Here is a 26738-nt window from a genome sequence, read left to right as displayed (position 1 = left end):
CCATAAACGCAAAAGACATGCCTTTATTTCGTGCCAAAAATAAGCAATCCCTTCTAATTGTAACGTTCTTGATACAAATAATAAGTAATTAATCTTTTGATTTGTAGTGCTTTGTGATTTTATTGTAACGGAATTATGCCAAAAGATAACGACGATCGATTCAATAGACTTTTAAGGTTTTTTAACATTTGCATGCAGATTGTTAAAAGAAATTGACAGTTTTTGTGACAAACTGTGTAGGAAAGGGGGCAATGTGCAGGTTGAAGAAATTCAGCTTAAGCCAAATAAAAAAAACAAAGGATAGCGCAAAAAAAAGACGCCTCCAAAGGGGGACGTCTTCAATATCATCAAGTTTCGGAATAGTCTTTATCCACCAAATTCCATTAGATAATTTTTTAGAAAATCATTTAGATCACCGTCCAGGACAGCTTGTGTATTGGAGGTTTCGTAATTGGTCCGTAAATCTTTAATTAACTTGTAAGGATGGAGGACATAATTTCGAATTTGGGATCCCCATTCGATTTTCTTTTTGTTTCCTTCAATAGCAGCGGTAGCTTCCTGGCGTTTACGCATTTCAATCTCATATAACTGTGATTTCAATAAGCGCATCGCATTTTCTTTGTTTTGTAATTGCGATCTGGATTCCTGATTTTTAATAATAATGCCAGTAGGTTTGTGGTGTAATCGAACAGCTGTTTCCACTTTATTGACATTCTGACCTCCTGCACCACCTGAGCGGAAAGTATCCCATTCGATTTCTGAATCCTTAACATCAATCTCAATATTATCATCAATCAAAGGATAGACATAAACAGAAGCAAACGAGGTATGGCGTTTTGCATTGGAATCGAAGGGAGAAATCCGAACGAGCCTGTGTACACCATTTTCGCCCTTCAGGTAGCCATAAGCAAAATCTCCGGATATCTGTAACGTTACACTCTTGATACCTGCAACATCACCTTCCTGCGAATCTTGTTCGGTCACTCGATACCCATTTTTTTCGCCCCACATAATATACATCCGCATCAGCATGGCTGCCCAGTCACAGCTTTCAGTTCCTCCGGCACCAGCTGTAATCTGTAAGATTGCATCCAGTTGATCTTCTTCGGCACTGAGCATGTTTTTGAACTCGAGCTCCTCGACTTTCTCTAAAGCTACTCTATATTGATCGTCCACTTCCTTTTCACTCGCGTCGCCAGATTGGAAGAACTCATACATGACATAGGCGTCTTCAACCGCCGCTGCAACTTCGTCGAAGTGGTCTGTCCATACCTTTTGGTTTTTTATGGCCAAGAGTATTTTTTCTGCAGCTTTGGAATCATCCCAAAAGCTTGCTTCAAGCGTAATAGCTTGATCTCTTTCTATTTCTTCTTTGCGTGCATCGATGTCAAAGATGCCTCCTCAGGGAAGTAACACGATCCCTCAAGTCTTGAATTTGTTCTTTTGTCATATCCGCTAAAGTAGAAATTTTAATTAATAAATTCGCGCTTCTAGCTTAATAACTTCGCGTCCTAATAGATGGTCAAATAGAGATAATTTGACCTTTTTTTTTTAGTTTTGGTATTGTCAACAGAATAAACCTTCATTTAAGGATCTACACGATGTGTAACAATGAAATACAGAAGGCTCTTATTGATGTTTAAAACAACTAATTTCAGTAAAAACAGTATGTTCCCAAAAATTAATTTTACAAAGACTGAGGCCTATACGAATCTAGCACAGCATTTTGGTTCTTTATCAGGGCTATCTAACAATAGCGAAAAAAATGATTTACGCACACTTTTCGCCGCAGATCCCGCACGTTTTGAGAAGTTCTCGATCGCTTTTGAAGATATACTTTTGGATTACTCCAAAAATCGGATTACTGCAGAGACAAAAGCGCTCTTGGTACAGCTGGCTAAAGAATGTGGTCTTGAAGAAGCGATAGCGGCTATGTTCTCGGGCGAGCGGATCAACGTGACCGAAAACAGACCGGTGTTACACACCGCTTTGAGAAACCAATCCGGCCAACCCGTATATGTGGATGGAAAGGACGTCATGCCTGATGTTAAACGAGTGTTGGCACACATGAGAACTTTCACCGAAGAGATTCTATCTGGCCAGTGGAAAGGATATACAGGAAAAGAAATTACCGATGTAGTTAATATCGGTATTGGAGGTTCAGATCTCGGCCCTGTGATGGTAACAGAAGCATTAAAAGCTTATAAGACGCGGTTAAATGTCCATTTTGTTTCCAATGTAGACGGTACACACATTGCTGAAACATTGAAAGCTGTGGATCCTGAAACAACGTTGTTTTTGATTGCATCAAAAACTTTCACAACACAGGAAACGATGGCCAATGCTCATACCGCTAAAGATTGGTTTCTGGCCAGTGGTGCCCTGCAGGAAGATATCGCTAAGCATTTTGCTGCATTGAGCACCAATACAGAAGCAGTACGTGCCTTTGGAATAGATACCCAGAATATGTTTGAGTTTTGGGACTGGGTGGGCGGACGTTATTCCCTGTGGTCTGCAATAGGTCTTTCAATCAGTTTGGCAATAGGCTTCGATAATTTCGAGGAACTGTTGAAAGGTGCCTATGAAGCGGATGTTCATTTTAAGGAAACCTCCTTTGAATCCAATATTCCCGTGATATTGGCTTTGCTTGGTGTATGGTACAATAATTTTTTCCAAGCGGAAAGTCACGCAATTCTTCCTTACGATCAATACCTACACCGTTTTGCCGCTTATTTCCAACAAGGGGATATGGAAAGTAACGGTAAGTATATTGATCGCAATGGTCAACAGGTGGATTATCAGACTGGACCGATTATCTGGGGTGAACCTGGTACGAACGGGCAGCACGCCTTCTATCAGTTGATTCACCAGGGCACCAAGTTGATTCCTTGTGATTTCATTGCACCTGCCAATAGTCTTAATCCGATCGGAAACCACCACCAATTGCTGTTGTCTAACTTTTTTGCGCAGACTGAGGCTTTGATGAATGGCAAAACGGAAGCCGAAGTGGTTGCTGAATTTAAGAAAGCCGGAAAGTCGGACCCGGAAATTGAAGCACTGAAAGCCTATAAAGTTTTTGAAGGTAATCGCCCAACGAATTCCATCCTGTTCAAAAAAATGACGCCACGCACTTTAGGACGACTTATCGCATTGTATGAGCATAAGATTTTTGTCCAGGGTGTGATCTGGAATATTTATAGTTTTGATCAATGGGGTGTCGAGCTCGGTAAACAATTGGCCAATCAAATCCTCCCGGAATTAAGCGACGCCAATCCGGTTACAAGTCATGATTCTTCGACAAATGGATTGATCAATGCGTACAAAGCTTGGCGGGATTAAAATTGCTCTCTGTGATCTAAATTAGATCCGGGATGAAATAGAAGAAACGGGGCTGTTCAACTTTTGGACAGCCCCGCTTTTAGTTAGACTTTTTTCTGCTGGATTCGAATGGCATTTAAAATAGCCAAAAGTGCTACCCCAACATCGGCGATAACGGCTTCCCAGAGCGTTGCAACACCACCGGCACCAAGAACCAAGACAATGATTTTGATCCCCATCGCGAGAATGACGTTCTGCCAGACAATGCTTCGGGTAATTTTACCGATTTTGATGGCAGACAGGATCTTGTGGGGTTCATCGTTCTGGATCACCACATCAGCCGTTTCGATGGTTGCATCGGCTCCGAGTCCACCCATGGCAATGCCGACCTGCGCCAAAGCTACTACAGGTGCGTCATTTACGCCGTCACCTGCAAAGGCAACACGGCGACCTTGATCGATCAGTTGTTGTACATGATTTACCTTATCTTCCGGAAGGAGGTCCCCATAAGCTTTGTCTAGCCCAAGTTCTTTGGCAACTTCATTTACTACCGCTGTTTTATCCCCAGATAGCATGACGGTATATAAACCTTGAGCACGCATGGTTTGGATCACTTCCTTGGCATCGGGCTTAATCCGATCCGCCACAGTGATATAACCCGCATATTGATCTTCGATGGCAAGCAATACAATGGAGTAGGCCACTTGCCTTAGCTCTGCAGGATAGCTTATATTGAATTTGTCCAGTAACTTGCTGTTGCCTGCGAGTGTACGTTTTCCATTAACAGTGGCGAGGAGTCCGTGGCCTGCTATTTCCTGGGTTTTCTCAGCTTGCAATGCGGGCCTGCCGGGATGATAACTTGCGATCGCCTTTGCGATGGGATGTGTTGAATGTGCCTCGACAGCCTTAGCGTAACTCAGTAATTCCGTTGGATCTCGATGGACAGCAAAAACTTCCGTTACTTCAAATACACCCGCTGTAAGTGTCCCCGTTTTATCCATGACAATGGTATCGACAGCGGTGATGGCATCGAGGAAGTTCCCGCCCTTAAATAGTATGCCATTTCGGGAGGCTAAACCTATACCACCAAAATACCCCAAGGGAATCGAAACAACCAGGGCACAGGGACAGCTGATCACCAAGAAGACCAAACTCCGGTAGAACCATTCTTTAAAACTATAGTCCTGAACAAAAAACAGGGGTAAAATAAGAACCAAAAGCGCGAGGCCGAAAATAATAGGAACATATATTTTGGCAAATCTGGCAATAAACAATTGTGTTTTGGACTTCCGTGCGGTAGCATCCTGTACCATTTCGAGAATTTTGCTCAATTTGCTATCCTCAAATGTACTGGAAACCTCGATCTCAACAACCGTTTCCAGATTAATCATGCCTGCAAAAACAGCTTCGTCCTTATATTTTGTATCGGGTTTACTCTCTCCAGTCAATGCTGCGGTATTAAATGCAGCTTTCTCCGTTTTCAATTTACCATCCAGCGCCACTTTTTCTCCTGCTTTTACAAGGATAATTTCACCGATTGTGACGGTTTTTGGATTTACCTGCTGCTGTTGCCCGTTGCGCAGCACCGTTACTTTATCGGGACGGATATCCAATAGCGATTTAATTGATTTCTTGGCGTTATCGACGGCAGTATCCTGAAACCACTCTCCGATTTGGTAGAATACCATTACCGCGACACCCTCTTCAAATTCTCCAATGGCGAAAGCACCCAAGGTTGCAACGGTCATTAAAAAAAATTCATTAAAAATATCACCGCGGCTTGCCTTGCGAAATGCCATTTGAATAACGGGGATTCCCGCGAGAAGGTAGGCAACGCTATTTAAGGTCAAGCTGATGCCAAAGGGAAGGCTGATCTTAAACGCATATTTCAATAGGAGTAAAGTAAGTAAGATGACGAGAGCCATGACCAGCTTACGCTGGGTAATCCACCAAGGCTGTTCCTTTGTTGTAAGACCGTGCTCCGGTGTGGCATGGCTATGCTCGTGGTTGTGTTCGCACATATATCAGCGGTTCTTTATGAGAATTAAATTTAGCGAATTCTGCTGTAAAAAGCGAGGGAAATGGGGATAAACTCATCCATAAAGACGACTATTTTAAAGGAATCGGACCGGTAAAAAATATATTTCAACTGATAGGTTATATCAGTGGAGGAATGTGAAAAAGGGCTATCCAATTTTTTGGACAGCCCCTTATGCTATGTAATGAATGTATTCTTAATCTTTTGACATACTGCCAATAATCATTTCCAATATGGCAACGACAATGGCAAACAGCGCTGCGGTCCAAAATCCATGTACATCAAATTTGGAACCAAGTAGTGAATCGGTCAACAAGACCATTAATACGGTAATAATAAAGGAAACTAGACCAAGGGTAAGCCAATTCAATGGGAAAGTAAATAACCTTAAAATCGATCCCACAGTCGCGTTGACAAATCCAATGACAAGTCCCGTAACGATAGCCCAACCGAAACCAGCAACTTCAGCACCAGGAACAACCCAGCAAGCAATTGCGACTACCAGACCAGTAAGTAAAAGACTAATAATAAATTTCATAATATGTGCTAATTTATAACGAGTAAATAAAGTAATAATATAATACTTGTCGTACAAACCCGATGCCAAACTTTGTTTAGATCATCGCTTTTAAATCTTTGAGGTATATGGATGGATGGATGGATGGATGGACCGTTAACTGGTATTAGTAAGCGGGAGCTGTTTGATAAATAGCAATACCGGAATAAAAAATATATGCAAGCATAGTAAATATTTTGTATATTTATTCAGAAGCTATGCATGCTATAGCCGTATGGTCATCAACGATTATGCGTGTTATGTATGAGGATTGCCGATGGTGGAAAAGAATTGAAAGCCGTACTTACATCGTTTAAACAAGCGATCGGATCACCAATAGTAGGGAAAATTGAAAGAATTAAGTTCATAAAATAATAGACCCATGAAGAAAATTATGATGTCATTCATAATGCTGCTTACTACAGTGGCATTATTTGCGCAGACCGATCCCATTATCGGAAAGTGGGAAAACCCAAGCGGCGAAGGTCGTGTTGAAATTTACAAGAAAGGCGATAAGTTTTTTGGAAAACTCTATTGGCTGAAATTTCCAAATAATGAAGCCGGTCAGCCCAAGAAAGATATAAAAAACCCAGATAAAGCATTGCAGGGCAGAAATGTGCAAGGACTCGAAATCTTGACCAATTTTGATAAAGATGGCAATACCTATGTTGACGGCAAGATCTACGATCCGAAATCGGGCAAAACGTATAGCTGCAAGATGACCTTAAAAGGAGATAAGCTTGATATCAGGGGCTATGTTGGTGTGAGCTTGCTTGGACGCACCGAGACATGGAAAAGAATTAATTAAGGCAGAAAATGGCCACAAAATCAACATAATCCGCTTGCATGGATAGGTCAGATTCCATCCAAAAGGCAATTTATTTCTTGGAAGTAAATTGCCTTTTTGGTTTTGTGCTGGAATTACAGTATTTTCATCCCTACAAATTATAAATACCAGCTCTATGGCCGTAAAAATGTCTTATGTTGAAAATGTCAAGCTTGCACTACAGTCCATTGTAGGGAATAAGCTGCGGACATTTTTAACAGCACTGATCATTGCCATAGGAATGATGGCTTTAATAGGAGTATTGACCTCGATCGATGCCATGAAAAACTCGCTAACAGATTCCTTTTCATCCATGGGATCAAATTCCTTCAACATACGCAACAGGGGATTAAATGTCCGGATCGGTAATGAAGGAACTCGCTCAAAAGTCTTTGCTAATATTACCTATGCACAATCTGCAAGATTCAGACAGGATTTTCACTTTAATGCGCTGACATCGATCAGTGCTAATGTAAGCTGGAATACGACCGCAAAATATCAATCCAAAAAAACAAACCCCAATATCGGCCTGATCGGGACAGATGAAAATTATCTGCAGACATCAGGGTATGTTGTTAGCGAAGGCCGTAATTTTTCTACGCGGGAGGTTGAAACAGGTAGTGGCGTGATTATCATCGGTAGTGAAGTGAGTAAAATGCTATTCAACGAAATTATTGATCCAATAGGGCAGTTTATTACGGTTAACAATATCCGCTATTTGGTGATAGGAGTCTTAAAAAGTAAAGGTTCTTCTGCCGGGATGGGCGGGGATAGGGCCTGCTTTATTCCACTGATCAAGGCCCGGGCAGTGATGCAGGGTACCGAGCCCTCTTATGTGATAACTGTTTCTTCCAATGATCCCATGCGATTGGAAGCCGCAATCGGTGAAGCTACCATCGTCTTTCGGAATATCCGCGGATTGACATCACGGCAGTCCAATGATTTTGAAATCACCAAATCAGATGCGGTTGCCCAGATGCTGATGCAAAATATGGCTATGGTTACTTTGGGAGCCGTGGTGATTGCTTTTATAACCCTTGTGGGTGCTTCAATCGGATTGATGAACATTATGCTAGTCTCGGTTACTGAACGTACCCGGGAGATCGGCATACGCAAGGCGATCGGTGCAACACCGAGTGTTATACGGAAACAATTTTTGATGGAAGCCATCGTGATCTGTATGATCGGAGGTGTGGCCGGAATCTTTATTGGTATCCTGATCGGTAATATCCTGGCGCTACAGCTCGGTACATCCTTTATTATACCTTGGGGAGCGATAATTTTAGGTTTTGCGGTATGTGGACTCGTTGGTATGCTATCGGGCTATTACCCCGCCTCAAAAGCGTCTAAACTGGATCCCGTCGACGCGCTTCGTTACGAATAATTCACATTGGCCCCCCTATCGCTCTATTTTTACATTCACCCTGCTTGCAGCCCGAAGATGTCTCGCGGTTGTCTCCCTGTTGTTCGCTATCAAAGCAAGAGGAAAAGTAGGGCGATTGAAAAAAGGAATTTTATGCAATCGGTTTAATGTTACCAAATCATTGATTTGGGGTGAATTCTCCGTGAATAGCCCTTTTCTCGAAAGGTAAAGCAACTTATTCCAATGAAAAAACTGTAATATTGTATAAAAAAATAAAATCGAATTATGTACAATACATTACAACCAGTTTTAGAAAAGGAATTGGAAGCAATCAAAGAAGCGGGATTGTATAAACAAGAGCGAGTGATCGTTACTCCCCAAGGAGCAGACATCAAAGTGAGTACAGGACAAGAAGTTGTCAATTTTTGTGCGAACAATTATTTGGGTCTGTCTTCGCACCCAAAAGTAATCGAAGCTGCTAAGAAAGCGATTGATACACACGGTTATGGAATGTCTTCCGTACGTTTTATCTGTGGTACCCAAGATGTGCATAAAGAGTTAGAAGCAAAAATTTCTACGTTCCTCGGAACAGAAGATACTATTTTATATGCAGCGGCATTCGACGCTAACGGTGGGGTGTTTGAGCCATTATTTGGTGCCGAAGATGCCATCATTTCAGACGAATTAAATCATGCTTCTATCATAGACGGTGTTCGTTTGTGTAAAGCACAACGCTTCCGTTATAAAAATGCGGATATGGCTGATTTGGAAGCGCAATTGCAGGCTGCATCCGGTGCTCGACATAAAATCATTGTTACAGATGGAGCGTTTTCGATGGATGGATCTGTAGCTCCATTGGACCAGATCTGTGATCTAGCCGATAAATACCAGGCGCTCGTGATGATCGATGAATCGCATTGTACAGGATTTATCGGTGCAACTGGACGTGGTACGCACGAGCTTTTCAATGTAATTGATCGTGTAGATATCATTACAGGTACGTTGGGTAAGGCGCTAGGTGGTGCTTCCGGTGGTTTTACTTCTGGTAAAAAAGAGATCATCGATTTGTTACGTCAGCGTTCACGTCCTTATTTATTTTCGAACACCCTAGCCCCCGCAATTGCAGGAGCTTCTGTTGCGGTCTTGGACATGCTGAGTGAGACAACTGCATTGCGTGATAAACTGGAATCCAATACGATCTACTTCCGTGAAAAAATGACGGCTGCTGGATTTGATATCAAGCCAGGTTTCCATCCAATCGTGCCTGTGATGCTGTATGACGCGAAATTAGCGCAGGAGTTCGCAGCCAATATGTTGGACGAGGGAATTTATGTGATCGGTTTTTACTATCCCGTTGTACCTCAGGGAAAAGCCCGTATCCGTGTGCAGATTTCGGCAGGACACGAAGTTGCTCACCTGGATAAAGCAATCGCCGCCTTTACCAAAGTAGGTAAAGAATTAGGTGTAATTAAATAAAATACACATAGTTATAAATTTTATGGTGCAAAATGTTTATCTTTGCACCCTAAAATTTTATAAAAATATTCTTGCTCAATGCAAAACATTAGAAACATTGCGATCATCGCTCACGTCGACCACGGTAAAACTACGCTTGTAGACAAAATTTTATATTTTACCAATCAATTCAGAGAAAATGAAAATGCTGGTGAATTAATCCTAGACAATAATGATTTAGAGCGTGAACGCGGGATCACTATTGTATCTAAGAACGTATCAGTGACATATAAAGGTGTTAAAATCAACATCATCGATACCCCAGGTCACGCCGATTTCGGTGGTGAAGTAGAGCGTGTATTGAAGATGGCTGATGGAGTAGTGCTATTGGTAGATGCTTTTGAAGGCCCAATGCCTCAAACACGTTTCGTTACAGGTAAAGCTTTGGGATTAGGTATCAAACCTATCGTCGTTGTCAATAAAGTCGATAAAGAAAACTGTCGTCCCGAAGAAGTATACGAACATGTTTTTGACCTATTCTTCAACTTAGGTGCTACTGAAGAGCAATTGGACTTCCCAGTATTGTACGGTTCTTCAAAACAAGGATGGATGTCTACAGATTGGAAAAATCGTACTGAAGACTTCACCGACTTGTTGGAAGCCATCATCAAATATATCCCTGCACCAGAAGTCTCTGAAGGTACTTTGCAAATGCAGGTAACATCATTGGATTATTCGACGTTCGTAGGACGTATCGCTATCGGTCGTGTTGCTCGTGGTACAATCAAAGAAAACCAACCTGTTTCTTTGGTGAAACGCGACGGAAAAGTTGTGAAATCACGTGTAAAAGAACTACAGGTATTTGAAGGCCTTGGCCGCATCAAAGTGCCTGAAGTACATGCAGGTGATATCTGTGCCGTAGTAGGTATCGAAGGTTTCGATATCGGTGATACCATTGCAGATTTTGAAAATCCAGAGCAATTGGAAGTTATCAGCATTGATGAACCAACAATGAACATGTTGTTTACCATCAATAACTCTCCTTTCTTCGGTAAAGAAGGTAAATTGGTAACATCACGTAACATCTACGATCGTTTACAAAAAGAGTTGGAGAAAAACTTAGCACTACGTGTCGTTCCTACAGAGTCTCCAGATGCTTGGTTGGTATACGGACGTGGTATCCTTCACTTGTCGGTATTGATCGAAACAATGCGTCGTGAAGGTTATGAATTGCAAGTAGGCCAGCCACAAGTTATCATCAAAGAAATTGATGGTCAAAAATGTGAGCCAATCGAAGAACTTGTTGTTGACGTTCCTTCTGATGTGTCAGGAAAAGTAATTGAGTTGGTGACCCAACGTAAAGGTGAGTTGTTGATTATGGAAGCTAGAGGAGATATGCAACATCTTGAGTTCTCTATCCCTTCTCGCGGTATCATCGGTTTACGTAACAACGTGTTGACAGCAACAGCTGGTGAAGCTGTTATGGCACACCGTTTGAAAGGTTACGAGCCTTGGAAAGGTACAATTCCTGGTCGTTTGGCTGGTGTATTGATCTCTTTGGATACAGGTTCAACAACAGCATACTCCATCGATAAGTTACAAGACCGTGGTCGTTTCTTCGTAGATCCAGGTGTGGATGTATATGAAGGACAAATCCTAGGTGAACACATCCGTGACAATGATTTAACGATCAACGTTACTAAAGGAAAACAGTTGACAAATATGCGTGCTTCTGGTTCTGACGACAACGTACGTATTGCACCAGCAATCAAATTCTCATTGGAAGAATGTATGGAGTATATTCAAGCTGACGAGTATATTGAGGTGACACCACAATCAATGCGTCTACGTAAAATCTATTTGACTGAAAACGAGCGTAAAGTTAACGCGAAGAAATTTCAATAGTCAATAGCGAAACGCGATAAAAGAAAAGCCCCCGAACATTGTTCGAGGGCTTTTTTTGATGATTTAAATCCTCCCCTTGGCAGTGCCTTAGGGAGATATCACGTTTTTTTGTTCTTTCCTCCCCGTTACAGTAAGTATCATCCGGCAGAAAACCGAATAGCTTTTTAATTCAAAGGAATATAATCAGCCAAGAATACGTAACTTTGTGTGAGATAAGGATTATTATGAGTAAACAGGTGGAGCACACTCCAAAAGAATATATTCAGATAAAGGGTGCAAGAGTTAATAACTTAAAGAATATTGACGTTGATATCCCAAAAAATAAATTAGTTGTTATCACTGGAATGTCGGGCTCAGGAAAATCATCCTTAGCTTTTGATACGCTCTACGCCGAAGGACAACGACGTTATGTCGAGAGTCTTTCTTCGTACGCAAGACAATTTATGGGACGGATGAATAAACCGGAGGTGGATTACATCAAAGGTATTGCTCCTGCGATTGCCATAGAACAACGCGTCATTACGTCCAACCCTCGTTCGACGGTGGGGACATCCACTGAGATCTATGATTATCTGAAATTGTTGTATGCCCGGATCGGCAAGACAATTTCTCCGATATCCGGCCGCGAGGTGACTAAAGACAGTGTGAGTTCAGTGGTGGATTTTGCGTTGAATTTAGAAGAGGGGACAACGGTGACACTTCTTGCTCCGCTTATTCCTTCCCATGGGCGTAAACTTAAGGAAGAACTGTCGCTCCTGTTACAGAAAGGTTTTGTGCGTGTCTTCTATGGTGATAGTATGCAGAAAATCGAAACTATTATCGATGATAAGTCCATCGCTAACAAAGACCTCCAGGATGGTGAAGTACTTATTGTCGTCGACCGGGTTCGCATTGAACAGGACGATGATACTGTCAATCGACTTTCTGACTCGGTCCAAACAGGTTTTTTTGAGGGTAAAGGCGAGCTCTATATGGAGGAAAATGGTAAGCGACATCATTTCTCCCATAAATTTGAACTTGATGGCATAACCTTTGAAGAACCTACACCAAATTTCTTCAGTTTCAATAATCCTTATGGTGCCTGTCGCCGATGTGAAGGTTACGGGAAGATCATTGGTATTGATCCCGATCTTGTTATTCCAGACAAGAGCCGATCGGTTTACGATGGCGCGATTGCACCTTGGCGAGGAGAGAAAATGGGCGAGTGGCTACAGAGACTTGTCAAAAGTTCACTGAAATTTGATTTCCCGATACATCGTGCATACATGGACCTGACTGCAGCGCAGAAAGAGCTACTGTGGACGGGAAATCAATATTTTGAAGGCCTTACCCAGTTCTTCGAAGAACTTGAAGCCCAAACCTATAAAATTCAATACCGTGTGATGTTATCGCGCTACCGAGGGAAAACAGATTGCCCGGATTGCCGCGGTACCCGATTGCGAAAAGATGCTACCTACGTGAAAGTAGGGGGCAAGTCTATCACCGATATCGTATTGATGCCACTTGAAGAAGCCTTGGCGTTTTTTAAAACTTTACCGCTGGTCGGTAATGAGTTGGTCATTGCCAAAAGACTTCTTGCTGAAATTAATAACAGGTTGCAATTTTTGTGCGATGTTGGATTAAGTTATCTGACGCTGAACCGGCTGTCGAATACCCTTTCAGGCGGTGAGTCGCAGCGGATCAACCTGGCTACTTCATTAGGGAGTTCGCTCGTAGGTTCTATCTATGTGTTGGACGAACCCAGTATCGGGCTCCATCCACGTGATACACAGCGCCTGATTTCTGTGCTGAAATCTCTCCGCGATGTTGGCAATACGGTTGTAGTGGTCGAGCATGAGCAGGAAATGATGGAAGCTGCCGATTACCTGATCGATATCGGACCGCAAGCGGGAATCAATGGCGGCGAGATGGTCTTTGCGGGTACATATCAGCAGATTCTGAAAGACACAAAAAGTCTTACGGGTCAATACCTCAGTGGCAAAAGCCAGATTGAGGTACCCCAAAAACGCCGTCCATGGACCAATAGCGTGACCATTAAAGGCGCCCATGAGAATAATCTGAAGGGGATTGACGTTCAGTTTCCCTTAAATACGTTCACCGTAGTCACCGGGGTTTCGGGATCCGGAAAGACTTCTTTGGTCAAACGTATCCTTTACCCGGCTTTGCAAAAATCGATCGGTAATTATTCGGGTGAACAAACAGGTGTTTATGATGCGATTGAAGGAGATATCACAGAGGTCGAACAAATTGAAATGGTGGACCAAAATCCAATCGGTCGCTCTTCACGGTCGAATCCGGTGACTTACGTGAAAGCCTGGGATGAGATCAGGGCTTTATATGCCAGCCAGGCGCCGGCCAAAGCGGCAGGATTGAAGCCGGCAGCCTTTTCATTTAATGTGGAAGGTGGACGTTGTGATGTTTGTCAGGGCGAAGGTGAGGTGAAGATTGAAATGCAATTTATGGCCGATATCGTTTTGCCATGTGAAGCCTGTGGAGGAAAAAGATTTAAGCAATTTGTACTTGATGTACATTACAAAAATAAGTCAGTAGCGGATGTGCTTGAGCTGAGTGTGGATGAAGCGATCACATTTTTTGCAGACCAGCCGAAGATATTGGCTAAGTTACAGCCTTTACAGGACGTTGGGCTGGGCTACGTGAAGCTCGGACAATCTTCGAGTACCTTGTCTGGCGGTGAAGCACAGCGGATTAAACTGGCCTCCTTCCTCATTAAGGGAAATAATAGCAAGAAAACACTATTTATCTTTGATGAACCTACGACAGGCCTACACTTTCAGGATATTAAAAAGCTATTGAAATCATTCGATGCACTGATTGCCCTAGGGAACAGTATATTGGTGATCGAGCACAATATGGATATGATCAAATCGGCAGATTGGGTGATCGATATTGGTCCAGAAGGTGGAAATAAAGGCGGAAAGCTAGTCTTTGCGGGTCTTCCGGAAGAACTTATCCATTGTAAAGATTCTTATACAGGTCAATTTTTAAAAGCACATTTAAAAGATTAAACCCTACTTTAGCGAAGTGAAGTAATCGATATCAGGAGACTTGGGCTACCAATAAGTTACGATTTATTGTTCCTTTTTTTAAGGCCTGATGGGATACTTTGTAAGAAATAAAAAACTAATATTTTAATACTTAATACGATTATGATTAAAAGATTTTTTTTAAGTGTCGTCCTTGGAATAGCAGCGCTTTCGTCCATGGCGCAGCAACCGGAAAGACCAAAATTGGTTGTCGGCCTGATGGTGGACCAAATGCGTTGGGATTATTTATATCGTTTTGCGGATCGATATGGAAATGATGGTTTCAAACGACTTTTGAAAGAAGGATTTTCCTGTGAAAATACATTGATTAATTATATTCCGACAAACACGGCCATTGGGCACAGTTCGGTATATACAGGATCCGTTCCCTCCATACATGGTATTGCGGGCAATGACTGGATCGAAGAACAGACGGGAAAGAATATGTACTGTACGCAGGACGATAATGTTGTCGGTGTAGGGACTACCGCCAAGGAAGGGCAGCAGTCCCCACGTAATTTGCTTGCGTCGACTGTAACGGATCAATTGAAACTCGCTTCTAACTTTAAATCCAAAGTGATCGGTATCGCGATTAAAGACCGTGGTGGTATTCTGCCTGCGGGGCATTTTGCTGATGCAGCGTATTGGTTCGAAGCAAAATCAGGTGATTGGATCACCTCTAATTTCTACATGGATAAACTGCCAAAATGGGTGGTAGACTTCAACAAGAGAAAATTGGCCGAAAAATACCTGAAAGGCGACTGGAAGCCCATGTATGATATCAGCACCTATGCTGCCAACAGTATTGCAGATGATAATATCTACGAAGGTAAATACCCTGGCGAAGAAAAACCGACTTTGCCGCGCGCAACTTCTAAGCTAATGAAAGACGAAGGCTATGAGCTGATCAAAACCACACCAATGGGAAATCAGTTTACCTTGGATCTGGCAATGGAAGCAATCAAAAATGAGCAGATGGGAAATAACCCAACTAAAAATACCGACTTCCTTTGTGTGAGCCTTTCAGCAACAGATTACGTCGGACACCGCTATTCATTGACAGCAGTGGAGATTGAAGATATCTACCTGCAGCTTGATAAACAACTTGCCGATTTCTTCAACTATTTGGACAAGACCGTGGGTAAAGGAAACTATACCTTCTTCCTGACTGCAGATCATGGGGCTTCTTATAACTCTCGGTTCTTTATGGACATGAAAGGAAATGGCGGTTATTTCTATTCCCGTCAGATTATCACAGGACTTAACAAAACCCTTAAAGAGAAATTTGGACAAGAGAAGCTAGTGAAAAGCATGATGAACTATCAGGTACATTTAAACAATCAATTGATTGATTCGTTGAATTTGGATCGCGATAAAATAAAAGAGACTATCATTCGTGAGCTTCGCCATACAGAAGGTGTCGCATATGTGGCTGATATGGAAAAAGGCGAAAGTCTGATGATTCCGGCGCCTATTCGCGAAAAAATGATCAATGGTTACAACTTTAAACGTAGTGGTGCAATTCAGATTGTTTGTGAACCGCAATGGTATGACGGTACGCCGCGCTCGACTGGTACAACACATGGTACCTGGTCTGGCTATGATTCCCATATTCCTTTGGTCTTTATGGGCTGGGGAATTAAACCCGGTGTATCTAATACGGAGGTACATATTGTGGATATTGCACCGACAATTTCGTCGTTATTGCACATTACCGAGCCCAATGGTAGTATCGGCAAACCGATCACAGCGGTATTGGGGCAATAAGGAAACTGTTGCTGCATGCGTGAAATCATGAAGGTTTTATTCTATTGAATAAAAAACGTAAATTTGCAATTCAACAGGGGGGTAACAAATTATGCTGTCCAAAAAGACAAAATATGCAATAAAGGCACTGATGGTGCTTGGTCGTAATTACGGTAATGAGCCGATGCAAATCTTGAAGATTGCGCAGGAGGAGAATATTCCAAAAAAATTTTTGGAACAAATTCTACTTGAAATGCGAAATGCCGGAATTCTCTATAGCAAAAAAGGTGCTGGAGGTGGTTATAGCCTCAATAAGGCTCCCGAAGATGTTTTTTTATCGCAGGTGATGCGTCTAATTGATGGCCCCATAGCCTTGCTACCCTGCGTGAGCTTGAACTTCTACCGCTCCTGCGAAGAGTGCACACAAGAGCATGCCTGTGGCATACGCGATACTTTTGTCGAGGTGAGAAATGCCATGTTGCAGATTTTAAATGATACAAGTATTGCCCATTTAATCAATAAGGAAAAAGAATTGAACCTAAATGTAGATTAAAGGAAATAAAATATATTTTTCTATTTAGATTGGAGGCGTAACAAATAAGTTACGCCTCTTTTTTTATGCGGTAAAGTTATTGGTATAAAGTGAATTACCGTGTTTTGTTTGAGGAGTGTAAGCTTAATTTATTAATTATATAATTATTTAACATTATTTTACGAATTTTCCGTAGCAACATGTATATATTTACGTCGACAATATATAAACGAAAATTTATGAAACTAACCTATTCCCTAGTTTTGTTTCTTTTACTTTCTGTCCTGAGTTCCCATTCTTATGCGCAGCATAAACTGGTCGGGTCGGTGGTAGATGTTAAAGATCTTGCAAAACTACATCAAGCTTCAGTCGCGCTGCTTAACCCAAAAGATTCGATTCTGGTAAAATTTGGTCGAACAAAGGAAAATGGATCATTCCAAATCGCTAATCTCGATACCGGTACCTATAAAATGGTCGTTTCCTATCCCCAATATGCAGATTTAGTCAAAGATATTCGTATCGATGCTCAAGACATGGATCTTGGTATGGTAAAACTGTCTAAAGCGGCTTTGCTCTTGGAAGAGGTTCAGGTGAATGGTAAAATTCCAGTGGTTATTAAAGGCGACACCATCGAATACGATGCCGGTAGTTTTAAAGTAGAGAAAGATGCTAAAGTAGAGGACCTATTGAAGGTCTTGCCGGGTATTACGATGGATGGATCAGGCAAGATCATTGCTCAGGGCAAGGAAGTAAAAAAGGTATTGCTTGATGGTGAAGAGTTTTTTGGCGATGACCCCACGTTGATCACCAAAAACATCCGGTCAGATATGGTTAGCAAGGTACAAGTCTATGAGAAGAAATCGGATCTTGCCGTACGTACAGGAGTAGATGATGGCGAACGAACGCAGACAATTGATATTAAGCTCAAAGAAGACAAGAAAAAAGGAATGTTCGGCCAGGCAGTCGCGGGAGCTGGTACAGATAAATATTATGGCGGAAAAGTCATGCTCAATAAGTTTAAGGGATCGCAGAAAATTGCTGCTTATGGTATTCTGGCCAATGATGGAATGGTCGGATTAGGATTTGAAGATAGCCAAAAATATGGTGTGGGCGGAAGCAGCAATGTACAGATGATGGACGGCGGAGGCATTATGATTTCCTCTGGTGGTGATGGTTCTGATGGGGGATGGGACGGTAAATACTATGGTGGTGGCGTACCTAAGGCTGTCAACATGGGAGCAAGCTATTCGGATAAGTCCAAAGATGATAAGCATAAGATCAATGTCAACTTCAAGCGGAATCAGATCAATGTCAACAATACAAGTACATACAACGCACAGAATAACCTTCCTGAGCGTGCGCAGGTGGATAACAATGTGACCACATCTGAAACTGAAACACAGGCAAATATTGCAAATCTACGGTATGACTATAAGCTTGATTCGCTTGCTGACCTTACTGTCACCATGGGCTTTACCAAATCTAGCCGTGACAATTTATCCAATTCCGAAGCAGATCAACGTAAATTGGATGGCACATTGATTACACGGACTTCATCCAGGACAGATTTAAATAACGATCAGGATCGATTTAATATAAATGCGATGCTTACACGTCGTTTCAAAAAGGACCGCCGTTCCATTACTTTCAATGTCAATGCGAATGCAGATCAAAATCGCAACAAAACACAGTATTTTTCGGAAAACTTCTTCCAAAGTTCCGGAGATACAACCTTGATCGATCAATATAAAAATGATAAGCTGGCGAACAATACCTACGGTGCTTCAGTAACCTATTCGGAGCCGCTTTCTAAAAGGCTGACCGCTGCAATAGGCTATGCATTCAATCAAAATAAATCGGAAACACTCAATCAGTCATTTGATAAAGATCCGGCTACAGGAAAATATACGGTATTGGACCAAAACCTGCTCAACGATTTTGATTTTAACAGTTTAAAAAATGGTGTCAACGCCTCCTTGAATTACAAGTCGAATACATTAACAGTAAATTTGAGCAATCGAGTTGATTTTGAGCAGGTCAAGAGAACCTATAACAACCTGAATACAATACTGCAGCGGAACCAGACATCTGTTGCTCCAAATCTTTCCATCAACTACAAAATCTCGAAAAGCAAAAATGTAAGCTTCCGCTACAGCGGCCGCACGAGTCAGCCTTCGTTGACACAAATAGAGCCGTTGAAACAAAATTCCCAGCCACTCGTCGAGTATTTGGATAATCCAGATCTGAAAGCGGGCTTTGATAACTCCTATTCAGTTAATTTCAATAACTACAAGCAGTTAAAGGATCAGAGTATCTATTTTTATGTGAGTGCAGATCAAGGAAAGAAAAGTATCAACAATAGCGTGCGCTATGATCTAGATAAAGGTACACAGCAAATTTCCTACGTCAATATTGATAAAGACAATTGGCGTATGTATGGTGGTGGTGGATACAGTTTTGTATTGAAGAAAAAATGGGGATTAAAAATGAATCTTGGCATGAATGCGCAGTATAACAGCCAGTTTAGCTACTTATCCTCCTTCAATGAAGAGCCAAAGCTCAATAGAAATCAAACATGGAGTGTAGCACCAAGTATTGGTTTTAGCCGATATAAAGCAAACAAAATGGATTTTTACATCTCCATGAGCCCTGGTGCGGAGCAAATGAATTCTTATTTGCAGCCTGAGTTGAACCGGACGACTTTTAAATTCAGGACGTTCTCGGAGATTACCTATTATTTACCAAAAGACTTTAAAATTTCCCTGTCGACAAACCAGAATTATCAGGCCGCTACAAAAACGCTTGAATCCATTAATATCATTAATATGAATGGTTATGTTTCCAAGAAATTATTGAAAGATAAGTCCTTGGAGGTACAGGTATTTGTCAATGATATTTTGAATAAAAATAATGGAGTGTATCGTTATCAGAATGGAACTTCATTTATCCAGACCAGCAACGACGTATTACGTCGGTATGGAATGCTAAAAGTAATCTACAATTTTACAACAATGAACCGTCCATGATTAAATTAACAGAAAAAGCCATCTGGCCGATGGAAAAATTAAATTATTTACAGATGAAAGGAGATGCCAAATGAGTAAGTATATCAAGTTGATGGTTTGGGTATTATTGCTGTGCGCGGGTACAGCCCATGCACAACATGCTTATTTTCCGAGCAGCGGAACGGTCACCTATGAACGGAAGTTCCATGTGCAGAATTTCTTAAAGCGTAATTATCTCAGCAAGCCCGATTTAGATACCTGGGATAAGCTGATGGTCGACAATGCCGTGAAAAATGGGCCTGCAGAGGTAGTAACCCACCATATTCTGAAATTTTACGATAATGAAACCCTGTTTGAAACGGTGCAGGAAGATTATCCCGCAAATTATCGTCATGTGACTCACTATAATTCTATTCTTCCGGATTCAAAAACGTACATTAATTTCCAGAATCAGGAATTCTTAAAATTGCTCCCCTTTGGAGATGATCAGCTCTTGCTGAAAGATTCATTGCCTACTGTAAAATGGAAGTATACCGATGAATACCGCAATATTGCCGGATATGATTGTCGGAGAGCCAATGGAATTATTCAAGATTCGGTCTATGTGGTTGCGTTCTTTGCGGGGCAAATACCCATCTCCGGTGGTCCTGAACTTATACACGGACTCCCAGGCTTAGTGATGGGGATATCCATCCCAAGTATGAATGTCAATATGTTTGCCACAAAGGTGGAGATTACCAATACAGCATTTTCCAATGTGCTGACCAAAAAGAAAAAAGTTGTTGCGGAATCCAGAACAGAGATCATAAAGAAGCTGAAAGATACCGTCTATGACTATATGGATGAGAAGGCCTTTAAAAAACGACTGCAGAGTATACTCTTTTAGGGGATAATCTTATACCGTTCTTGTCCCGTCGAGATGAAAAAAAAAGCCTGTTCATACGAACAGGCTTTTTGTATAAAAGAAATACCGGTTTTATATTAACGTACCGTACTTCCTACTTTAATTGTTGTATCCGGTTTGACAAAATCCAATCGACCGTCAGCATCTTCTGCCATCAGGATCATTCCTTGTGACATAATTCCTTTGATTTCACGAGGTTCAAGGTTAACCAAAATAGATACCTGACGGCCTACGATTTCCTCAGGACTGAAGAACTCTGCGATACCCGAAACGACCGTGCGTGTATCTAAGCCGGTGTCTATCGTCAGTTTTAACAATTTCTTGGTTTTGGCAACTTTTTCAGCGGCTGCAATAGTTCCAACGCGGATATCCATTTTAACAAAATCATCGAAGCTAATGTTTTCTTTCGCAGGAGCAACTTTTGCATTATCAGCTAGATTTTTTGCTTTTGCTTCAGCAAGTTTGTTTAGTTGGAAGTCGACTTGTTCATCGGTTATTTTGTCAAATAACAATTGCACTTCACCCAATTGGTGTCCAGCTTGGATCAAAGCATCTGAACCTGCGTCGTTCCAGTTCCCTTGTGGAAAATTAAGCATTTCAAATAATTTGATCGCTGTTTTCGGTAAAAAGGGCTGTGCAAGAACGGCAAGATTGGCAACGATCTGTGCCGCTACATTTAGGATTGTTTTGACACGTTCCTCATCTGTTTTAATGATTTTCCATGGCTCTTCATCGGCAAGGTATTTATTGCCCAGACGAGCTACATTCATAAATTCTGCCAATGCCTCACGGAAGCGGAATTGCTCCAAAGACGATTTGATCGAAGTAGGGTATGTTTTTAATTCATCCAGTACCGCTTGGTCTACAGCTGTTAGTGGCGAACCGTTCAATACCTTGCCATCAAAATATTTGTGGGAAAGTACCAAGACGCGGTTGACAAAGTTTCCAAAAATGGCAACCAGCTCATTGTTGATCCGAGCTTGGAAATCTTTCCAGGTAAACTCCGCATCCGATGTCTCCGGTAATATCGAAGTTAAGACATAACGCAGTTCATCCTGTTTGTCAGGGAATTCCTGTAGATACTCATGCAACCAAACCGCATGGTTTCGAGAAGTGGACAGCTTATCGCCTTCCAGGTTCAGGAATTCGTTGGCTGGAATATTTTCTGGTAAAATATAGTCACCGTGTGCATGAAGAATCGCCGGGAAAATAATGCAGTGGAAAACAATATTATCTTTTCCAATAAAATGGATCAGCGTAGAATCGTCTGCTGGGTTTTCATGGGTTTTCCAATAGTCTTCCCAGTTTTTACCATGATCCAAAGCCCATTGTTTTGTTGCTGAGATATAACCTATAGGCGCATCTAACCAAACATAGAGTTTTTTACCCGCTGCTTCAGCCAAAGGCACATCAACACCCCAGTCCAGATCTCTTGTCATTGAACGCGGCTGTAAACCGGATTTAAGCCACGATTGACATTGGCCAAAAACGTTGGACTTCAGGATATTTTTCTTTCCTTCGATCAGCCATTTTTCAAGCCAAGGCTGGTATTTGTCCAATGGAAGATACCAATGTTTTGTTTCTTTCAAAACCGGTGTCTTTCCGCTCAATGTTGAAATCGGGTTGATCAGATCTGTTGGGCTAAGTGATGTTCCACATTTCTCACATTGGTCACCATAGGCTCCTTCGGACTTACAATTTGGACAAGTTCCCGTAATATAGCGGTCAGCCAAAAACTGATGGTATTCCTCATCGTAATACTGCTCCGAAAATTTCTCGACAAATTCACCTTTATTGTAAAGGTTCAAGAAGAAATCTTGCGATAACTGGTGATGTATGGGCTCCGATGTACGGTGATAGATATCGAAAGAGATACCAAACTCTTCAAAGCTTTCTTTGATTTGTTTGTTGTATTTGTCAATGATTTGCTGTGGGGTGATGCCCTCTTTTTTTGCACGGATGGTAATCGCCGCACCATGCTCATCTGAACCACATACATAGACTACATCTTTTTGATTTAGACGCAGATAACGGACAAAGATATCCCCTGGGATATAAGCTCCGGCAAGGTGTCCAATATGTAAAGGACCATTGGCATAAGGTAATGCCGATGTGATGGTATAACGTTTTTTATCTAGAATACTCAATGCTTGAAAGTATATTAAAGTGTGTACTTGTTTCCTTTGGCAAACTTAGATAAATTGCTGTTTATATGCAATATAAATGCATGTCATATCGAACAATTTATTCTTGAATTCTTGTTTTGGCTAATTTCTGCGATTACGGCAACTTGATTAAAATACGCTGCTTTTTAACCTCTTGTTATCGTAGAAATATTATTCAACATAGCGGTAGAAAACTTAGATAAATTTACGTTTATTTGTACATATAAGCACCATATATCAAGTATATTTCTAATCGGACTTTGCAATGTAGAGGTCCTTTTTTTTGAAAGTGTTTGATGTTATTGGCCAGAAAGATTCTTCAGTTCGCTTGCATAGCTGTTGGTGTCTTCGAAGCCATGAAGGTTTTGTTTGATCATTAGCGATAAAAAAATATGTCCAAAATTCCTGATTTTCTGAAAGAAGGCGATAAAGTCGCTATTGTTTGTCCTGCGAGTTTTATACGTGGATCTATTGATGTTGGCATAAAAACATTAGAGAGTTGGGGGCTGGAGGTTGTCATTGGGAAGACTGTTGGGGCATCGTTTCATCAATTTGCCGGAGATGACAATTTACGCGCTGCCGATCTGCAGTGGGCACTGGATGATCCGTCGATTAAAGCGGTTTTTGCCGCGCGCGGAGGTTACGGTTGTGTTCGTATTGTCGATCAGATAGATTTTTCGAGCTTTGAAAAAGATCCCAAATGGTTGGTGGGTTTTAGCGATATTACCGTATTGCATAGTCATATTCAACGGAACTATAAAATTGCAACAATACATGGACAGATGCCAAAGTCTTTTGAAACGGGCACAAAAGCATCGTTGGAAACGTTAAAAAATGCATTGTTTGGTCATAATATGGATTTTGCCTACGAGCAAACGTTATTCCCCAATCGTGCGGGTAAAGGCGAAGGAAAATTGGTCGGTGGAAATTTAGCAATCTTACTATCTGTACTTGCTTCTAATTCGGATGTCAATTACAAGAATAAAGTTTTATTTATAGAGGATGTCGGTGAAGCCTATTATTCCGTAGACAGAATGCTAAGGGCATTGAAGCGCGCGGGGAAATTAAAAAAATTGAATGGTCTAATTGTAGGTGGCTTTTCTGCGATGAAAGACAATGATCCTGCTTTTGGGCAGCGTGTGGAGGAAATTGTGTGGGATATAGTTAAAGAATATGATTTTCCGGTAGCATTTGGCTATCCTGCCGGGCATATTGATGATAATCACGCCCTGGTATTTGGGCGAAAAGTAAAATTGCAGACTACAGCTGATTCTGTTCAGTTAACCTATTTGTAGGGGAAGCTGAACAGAATCTCGTTGTTTTATTTATTGATTATCCCGTTTATTGATTATCCCGAATGTACAGGGATGACCATCATGGCAGCCTGACTCTTCCAGGCCATCTTTTGCGCAATGCTCGTATTGAAAATTCGACTTAATAAGCCCTTGTCCCGATGGAAAGTGACCATCATGTCGATATGATTTTCGTTGATGTATTGGTTGATCCCTGCAGCAATGTCTGCGTTGAGGATATAACTATAGATGGGATGATAAGGCGCCAGTAAATCCTGCATGGTTTTTATTTCGGCATTTACCGCCTTATTTGCAGGATCTTCTTTAGTCACATGGACGACATAGACCTCACTTTTCCGTAATACTTCGGACGCATTAACCAAAAGACGGTTTAATTTTAGTTTTACCTCTTTGAGATTGGTGGCGATTAACATTTTTTTGGGTACCCGAAATTCTGCTCGTGCGGGGACCACCAGTAATGGTGTGTGACAATTTTCGATCAGCTTGAGGGTATTGCTTCCAAGAAGCAGTTTCTTTAGGCCGCTTTTACCTGCAGTTCCGACGATAACAAGGTCAATGTCCTCCTCAGCACAGGTACGGTTTACGCCATAGCTCAGTTCATATTCTTCAAGAACTGATTTCCAGGCAATGCCCTCAGGAAAAAGCAACATCAGTTCCTGTTGCCAGGTATTGAGGTCCTTTTGTTTTTCTTCCAAGATTTCTGAATTGCTGATGACAACAGGTTCAGTACCTACGGTAGGGATTACTTCGTATGTGTGGTATAGGACAACCTTTTCAATGCCCCAAAGTGGAGCTAATTGTGCGGCATATCGAGCAGCAGCATAGGCATTGTCCGAAAAGTCTGTTAACAAGAGTAGGTTTTTCATCCTTTAGTTATTTGTTGATCCATAATCCGTGGCTAAGGTCTTTTACGCTGTCTTAGCCGTTCCAAAGCATTATAATCGGGTCTATCGTCATCAAATTACGCATTAAGTATTATAAATGCAATAGCTTTATTTATTATGGTGAGTACGGTGAGCTGTTCAATTTAAATAATTTCATTAATTTAGGGAGATCGGTAATTCAAGTTTTAATAAATTAAACGTTTTTTATGGCAATTTGGAATTCATTGGGTAAATATAGGGATACGGGACTTTTGGTCTTGCGTGTTGGACTTGGGGTGATGATGATCATGCATGGTCTGCCCAAATTGCAGGGCGGTCCTGAGCTCTGGGCAGGTGTCGGAAAATCAATGGGTAATATTGGTATTCATTTTATGCCTACTTTTTGGGGCTTTATGGCTGCTGCTACCGAAACTGTTGGGGGGCTATTTTTACTGTTGGGGCTCTTTTTCCGACCAGCGGCATTATTGCTTGCATTTACGATGGTCATCGCTGGATTAATGCATCTTTCTAAAGGAGATGGTATCGCTGGTGCATCACATGCGATTGAGCTTTGCTTTGTGTTTTTAGGACTTATCCTTATTGGGCCGGGTAAACATTCGGTTGACAAGAAATAAGAGATTTCTCGGGAAGAGATTTCCCGGAGGAACAACGATACGACAAAAACGCCGCAATTTAGCATACATTGCGGCGTTTTTGTCGTATAATTTGTCTATTGGACAAGGAGTCCATCGCTGTGGATATGTACAAAGCACAGATTTCTACGATCTATCCATGGGAATAACCAATAAGTTGGCCGCGCCATTCCAGGCTATTTTTTTAGAAATGCTTGTTTTGAATAGGCTCGCTAATAGTCCTTGCTTTTTATGGAATGAAAGTATGAGATCAATATGTTTCTCTTTGGCATATTCTTCAATACCTAGTGCAATATCATCATGGCTGATGTAGTCATAAATCGGATGATATTTATCTAGGCGTTCATGGAGGTGCTTTAATTCCTGTGCCAAGTGTGCGGCTGAACCTTCTTTTTTAGCAACATTCAACACATACAATTGTGCATTGAACGTATCTAACACCTGATCTAAATTGAATGAATCCAGCTTTCTGTCTACCTCCTTCAGATCGGTTGTCGCCAACACATTTTTGGGGACGGCAGGATTTACCTTATGGGAAACGATAAGCATGGGCTTAATGCAGATGTCCATCAGTGTAATAGCATTACTTCCGACCAAGATCTTAGCAAAACCTGTTTGTCCGGTGATACCCAATGCGACAAGGTCAATGTCGTGCGATTTACACATGTCATTGACTCCCAATGGCAGATCAACATCTTCCATCTGATGTGTTAGTTCCACTTGTGGAGGGAACAATAATCTAATTTGGTCAAACCATGCTGTCAGTTCTTTCTCTTTGGCCTCTTTTACCTCATCATTAACAATGACAATAGGTTCGTTATTGACAATGGTAACACTGTTGTACGTATGGTAGATAATAACCTTTTGCGTTTTCCAGGCTTCTGTACATAGGGCTACTTGTTGTGCTGCCAGAAGAGCATTTTCTGAAAAGTCAGTTAACAGGAGGATACGTTTCATGATGTTCTTTTTTATACGTTTAACTTCTATAACCTGGTTGGTGCATCCTGTCCTGCAAAATCTTTAGCGTATGAGCTATGGGAATCATTCGGACT

Annotated in this window: 18 protein-coding genes; 12 read left to right on the top strand and 6 right to left on the bottom strand. The window is 41.5% G+C overall.

Features of this window, described 5'->3' with window-relative positions; translation table 11 throughout:
• Positions 1 to 366: 366 nt before the first annotated feature.
• A protein-coding gene (gene prfB, locus B3H30_RS13215) for a peptide chain release factor 2 (RefSeq protein ID WP_112375267.1) occupies positions 367 to 1450 on the bottom strand; the annotation gives its coding sequence in 2 pieces (ribosomal slippage) (positions 367 to 1389 and positions 1391 to 1450; 1083 coding nt in all).
• Between the two features lie 218 nt (positions 1451 to 1668).
• Here prfB and pgi point away from each other — a divergent pair.
• The gene (gene pgi / locus B3H30_RS13210; RefSeq protein WP_286834348.1) at positions 1669 to 3339 is read left to right on the top strand and encodes a glucose-6-phosphate isomerase; all 1671 of its coding nucleotides are present in this window, start codon (positions 1669 to 1671) and stop codon (positions 3337 to 3339) included.
• 83 nt (positions 3340 to 3422) lie between these two features.
• Here the strand turns inward: pgi and B3H30_RS13205 are convergent, their stop codons facing one another.
• Both B3H30_RS13205 and B3H30_RS13200 read right to left on the bottom strand, forming a co-directional pair.
• A complete protein-coding gene (locus B3H30_RS13205) occupies positions 3423 to 5339 on the bottom strand; it encodes a heavy metal translocating P-type ATPase (protein ID WP_286834346.1) in 1917 nt (638 codons plus the stop codon).
• Positions 5340 to 5552: 213 nt separating this feature from the next.
• The gene (locus B3H30_RS13200) at positions 5553 to 5894 is read right to left on the bottom strand and encodes a phage holin family protein (protein WP_046672635.1); all 342 of its coding nucleotides are present in this window, start codon (positions 5892 to 5894) and stop codon (positions 5553 to 5555) included.
• 400 nt (positions 5895 to 6294) lie between these two features.
• On the opposite strand from B3H30_RS13200, the gene B3H30_RS13195 reads away from it, so the two are divergent.
• The 9 genes from B3H30_RS13195 to B3H30_RS13155 all read left to right on the top strand — a co-directional run bounded on the left by B3H30_RS13195 (position 6295) and on the right by B3H30_RS13155 (position 20674).
• On the top strand, positions 6295 to 6720 hold the full coding sequence (locus tag B3H30_RS13195; RefSeq protein WP_070565860.1) for a DUF2147 domain-containing protein: 426 nt from the start codon (positions 6295 to 6297) through the stop codon (positions 6718 to 6720).
• Positions 6721 to 6874: 154 nt separating this feature from the next.
• A complete protein-coding gene (locus tag B3H30_RS13190; RefSeq protein WP_112375269.1) occupies positions 6875 to 8122 on the top strand; it encodes an ABC transporter permease in 1248 nt (415 codons plus the stop codon).
• Between the two features lie 264 nt (positions 8123 to 8386).
• Positions 8387 to 9577, top strand: a complete 1191-nt coding sequence (gene kbl, locus B3H30_RS13185) for a glycine C-acetyltransferase (RefSeq protein WP_286834344.1) — start codon at positions 8387 to 8389, stop codon at positions 9575 to 9577.
• Positions 9578 to 9655: 78 nt separating this feature from the next.
• Positions 9656 to 11461: a translational GTPase TypA gene (gene typA / locus B3H30_RS13180; protein ID WP_286735554.1), complete on the top strand. Its 1806-nt coding sequence runs from the start codon at positions 9656 to 9658 to the stop codon at positions 11459 to 11461.
• Positions 11462 to 11685: 224 nt separating this feature from the next.
• Positions 11686 to 14487, top strand: coding sequence for an excinuclease ABC subunit UvrA (gene uvrA, locus B3H30_RS13175; RefSeq protein ID WP_286774776.1), 2802 nt, complete (start codon positions 11686 to 11688; stop codon positions 14485 to 14487).
• Positions 14488 to 14628: 141 nt separating this feature from the next.
• Positions 14629 to 16272: an alkaline phosphatase PafA gene (gene pafA, locus B3H30_RS13170; protein WP_286774777.1), complete on the top strand. Its 1644-nt coding sequence runs from the start codon at positions 14629 to 14631 to the stop codon at positions 16270 to 16272.
• A gap of 91 nt (positions 16273 to 16363) precedes the next feature.
• Positions 16364 to 16804 carry an RrF2 family transcriptional regulator gene (locus B3H30_RS13165; RefSeq protein ID WP_070565866.1) on the top strand — a complete coding sequence of 147 codons (441 nt, stop codon included), beginning with the start codon at positions 16364 to 16366 and terminating at the stop codon, positions 16802 to 16804.
• Positions 16805 to 17022: 218 nt separating this feature from the next.
• Positions 17023 to 19809, top strand: a complete 2787-nt coding sequence (locus B3H30_RS13160; RefSeq protein ID WP_286774778.1) for an outer membrane beta-barrel protein — start codon at positions 17023 to 17025, stop codon at positions 19807 to 19809.
• Positions 19810 to 19879: 70 nt separating this feature from the next.
• On the top strand, positions 19880 to 20674 hold the full coding sequence (locus B3H30_RS13155; protein ID WP_286774779.1) for a GLPGLI family protein: 795 nt from the start codon (positions 19880 to 19882) through the stop codon (positions 20672 to 20674).
• 95 nt (positions 20675 to 20769) lie between these two features.
• On the opposite strand, the gene metG is transcribed toward B3H30_RS13155, so the two are convergent.
• The gene (gene metG / locus B3H30_RS13150; protein WP_286834339.1) at positions 20770 to 22839 is read right to left on the bottom strand and encodes a methionine--tRNA ligase; all 2070 of its coding nucleotides are present in this window, start codon (positions 22837 to 22839) and stop codon (positions 20770 to 20772) included.
• Positions 22840 to 23249: 410 nt separating this feature from the next.
• On the opposite strand from metG, the gene B3H30_RS13145 reads away from it, so the two are divergent.
• Complete coding sequence (locus B3H30_RS13145; protein WP_286834337.1) at positions 23250 to 24152, top strand: S66 peptidase family protein; 903 nt, start codon at positions 23250 to 23252, stop codon at positions 24150 to 24152.
• Positions 24153 to 24205: 53 nt separating this feature from the next.
• On the opposite strand, the gene B3H30_RS13140 is transcribed toward B3H30_RS13145, so the two are convergent.
• On the bottom strand, positions 24206 to 25036 hold the full coding sequence (locus B3H30_RS13140; protein WP_075990521.1) for a universal stress protein: 831 nt from the start codon (positions 25034 to 25036) through the stop codon (positions 24206 to 24208).
• A 224-nt stretch (positions 25037 to 25260) separates the two neighbouring features.
• On the opposite strand from B3H30_RS13140, the gene B3H30_RS13135 reads away from it, so the two are divergent.
• Positions 25261 to 25668, top strand: a complete 408-nt coding sequence (locus B3H30_RS13135) for a DoxX family protein (RefSeq protein ID WP_112375279.1) — start codon at positions 25261 to 25263, stop codon at positions 25666 to 25668.
• Positions 25669 to 25812: 144 nt separating this feature from the next.
• Here the strand turns inward: B3H30_RS13135 and B3H30_RS13130 are convergent, their stop codons facing one another.
• Positions 25813 to 26643: a universal stress protein gene (locus tag B3H30_RS13130; protein WP_286834335.1), complete on the bottom strand. Its 831-nt coding sequence runs from the start codon at positions 26641 to 26643 to the stop codon at positions 25813 to 25815.
• Between the last annotated feature and the right edge of the window lie 95 nt (positions 26644 to 26738).

The sequence above is a fragment of the Sphingobacterium sp. UBA7038 genome (assembly GCF_002494055.1).
Classification (GTDB): Bacteria; Bacteroidota; Bacteroidia; order Sphingobacteriales; family Sphingobacteriaceae; genus Sphingobacterium; species Sphingobacterium multivorum.
Note: the sequence above shows the minus strand (reverse complement) of the source record. Positions and strands in the feature narration are given on the sequence as shown.

Coding starts and splice junctions, on each gene's coding strand:
- B3H30_RS13200 (WP_046672635.1), bottom strand. CDS start 5,894: ATGAAATTTATTATTAGTCTTTTACTTACTGGTCTGGTAGTCGCAATT.
- B3H30_RS13155 (WP_286774779.1), top strand. CDS start 19,880: ATGAGTAAGTATATCAAGTTGATGGTTTGGGTATTATTGCTGTGCGCG.
- pgi (WP_286834348.1), top strand. CDS start 1,669: ATGTTCCCAAAAATTAATTTTACAAAGACTGAGGCCTATACGAATCTA.
- kbl (WP_286834344.1), top strand. CDS start 8,387: ATGTACAATACATTACAACCAGTTTTAGAAAAGGAATTGGAAGCAATC.
- pafA (WP_286774777.1), top strand. CDS start 14,629: ATGATTAAAAGATTTTTTTTAAGTGTCGTCCTTGGAATAGCAGCGCTT.
- uvrA (WP_286774776.1), top strand. CDS start 11,686: ATGAGTAAACAGGTGGAGCACACTCCAAAAGAATATATTCAGATAAAG.
- B3H30_RS13195 (WP_070565860.1), top strand. CDS start 6,295: ATGAAGAAAATTATGATGTCATTCATAATGCTGCTTACTACAGTGGCA.
- B3H30_RS13190 (WP_112375269.1), top strand. CDS start 6,875: ATGGCCGTAAAAATGTCTTATGTTGAAAATGTCAAGCTTGCACTACAG.
- typA (WP_286735554.1), top strand. CDS start 9,656: ATGCAAAACATTAGAAACATTGCGATCATCGCTCACGTCGACCACGGT.
- B3H30_RS13135 (WP_112375279.1), top strand. CDS start 25,261: ATGGCAATTTGGAATTCATTGGGTAAATATAGGGATACGGGACTTTTG.
- B3H30_RS13160 (WP_286774778.1), top strand. CDS start 17,023: ATGAAACTAACCTATTCCCTAGTTTTGTTTCTTTTACTTTCTGTCCTG.
- B3H30_RS13140 (WP_075990521.1), bottom strand. CDS start 25,036: ATGAAAAACCTACTCTTGTTAACAGACTTTTCGGACAATGCCTATGCT.
- B3H30_RS13130 (WP_286834335.1), bottom strand. CDS start 26,643: ATGAAACGTATCCTCCTGTTAACTGACTTTTCAGAAAATGCTCTTCTG.
- B3H30_RS13165 (WP_070565866.1), top strand. CDS start 16,364: ATGCTGTCCAAAAAGACAAAATATGCAATAAAGGCACTGATGGTGCTT.
- B3H30_RS13145 (WP_286834337.1), top strand. CDS start 23,250: ATGTCCAAAATTCCTGATTTTCTGAAAGAAGGCGATAAAGTCGCTATT.
- B3H30_RS13205 (WP_286834346.1), bottom strand. CDS start 5,339: ATGTGCGAACACAACCACGAGCATAGCCATGCCACACCGGAGCACGGT.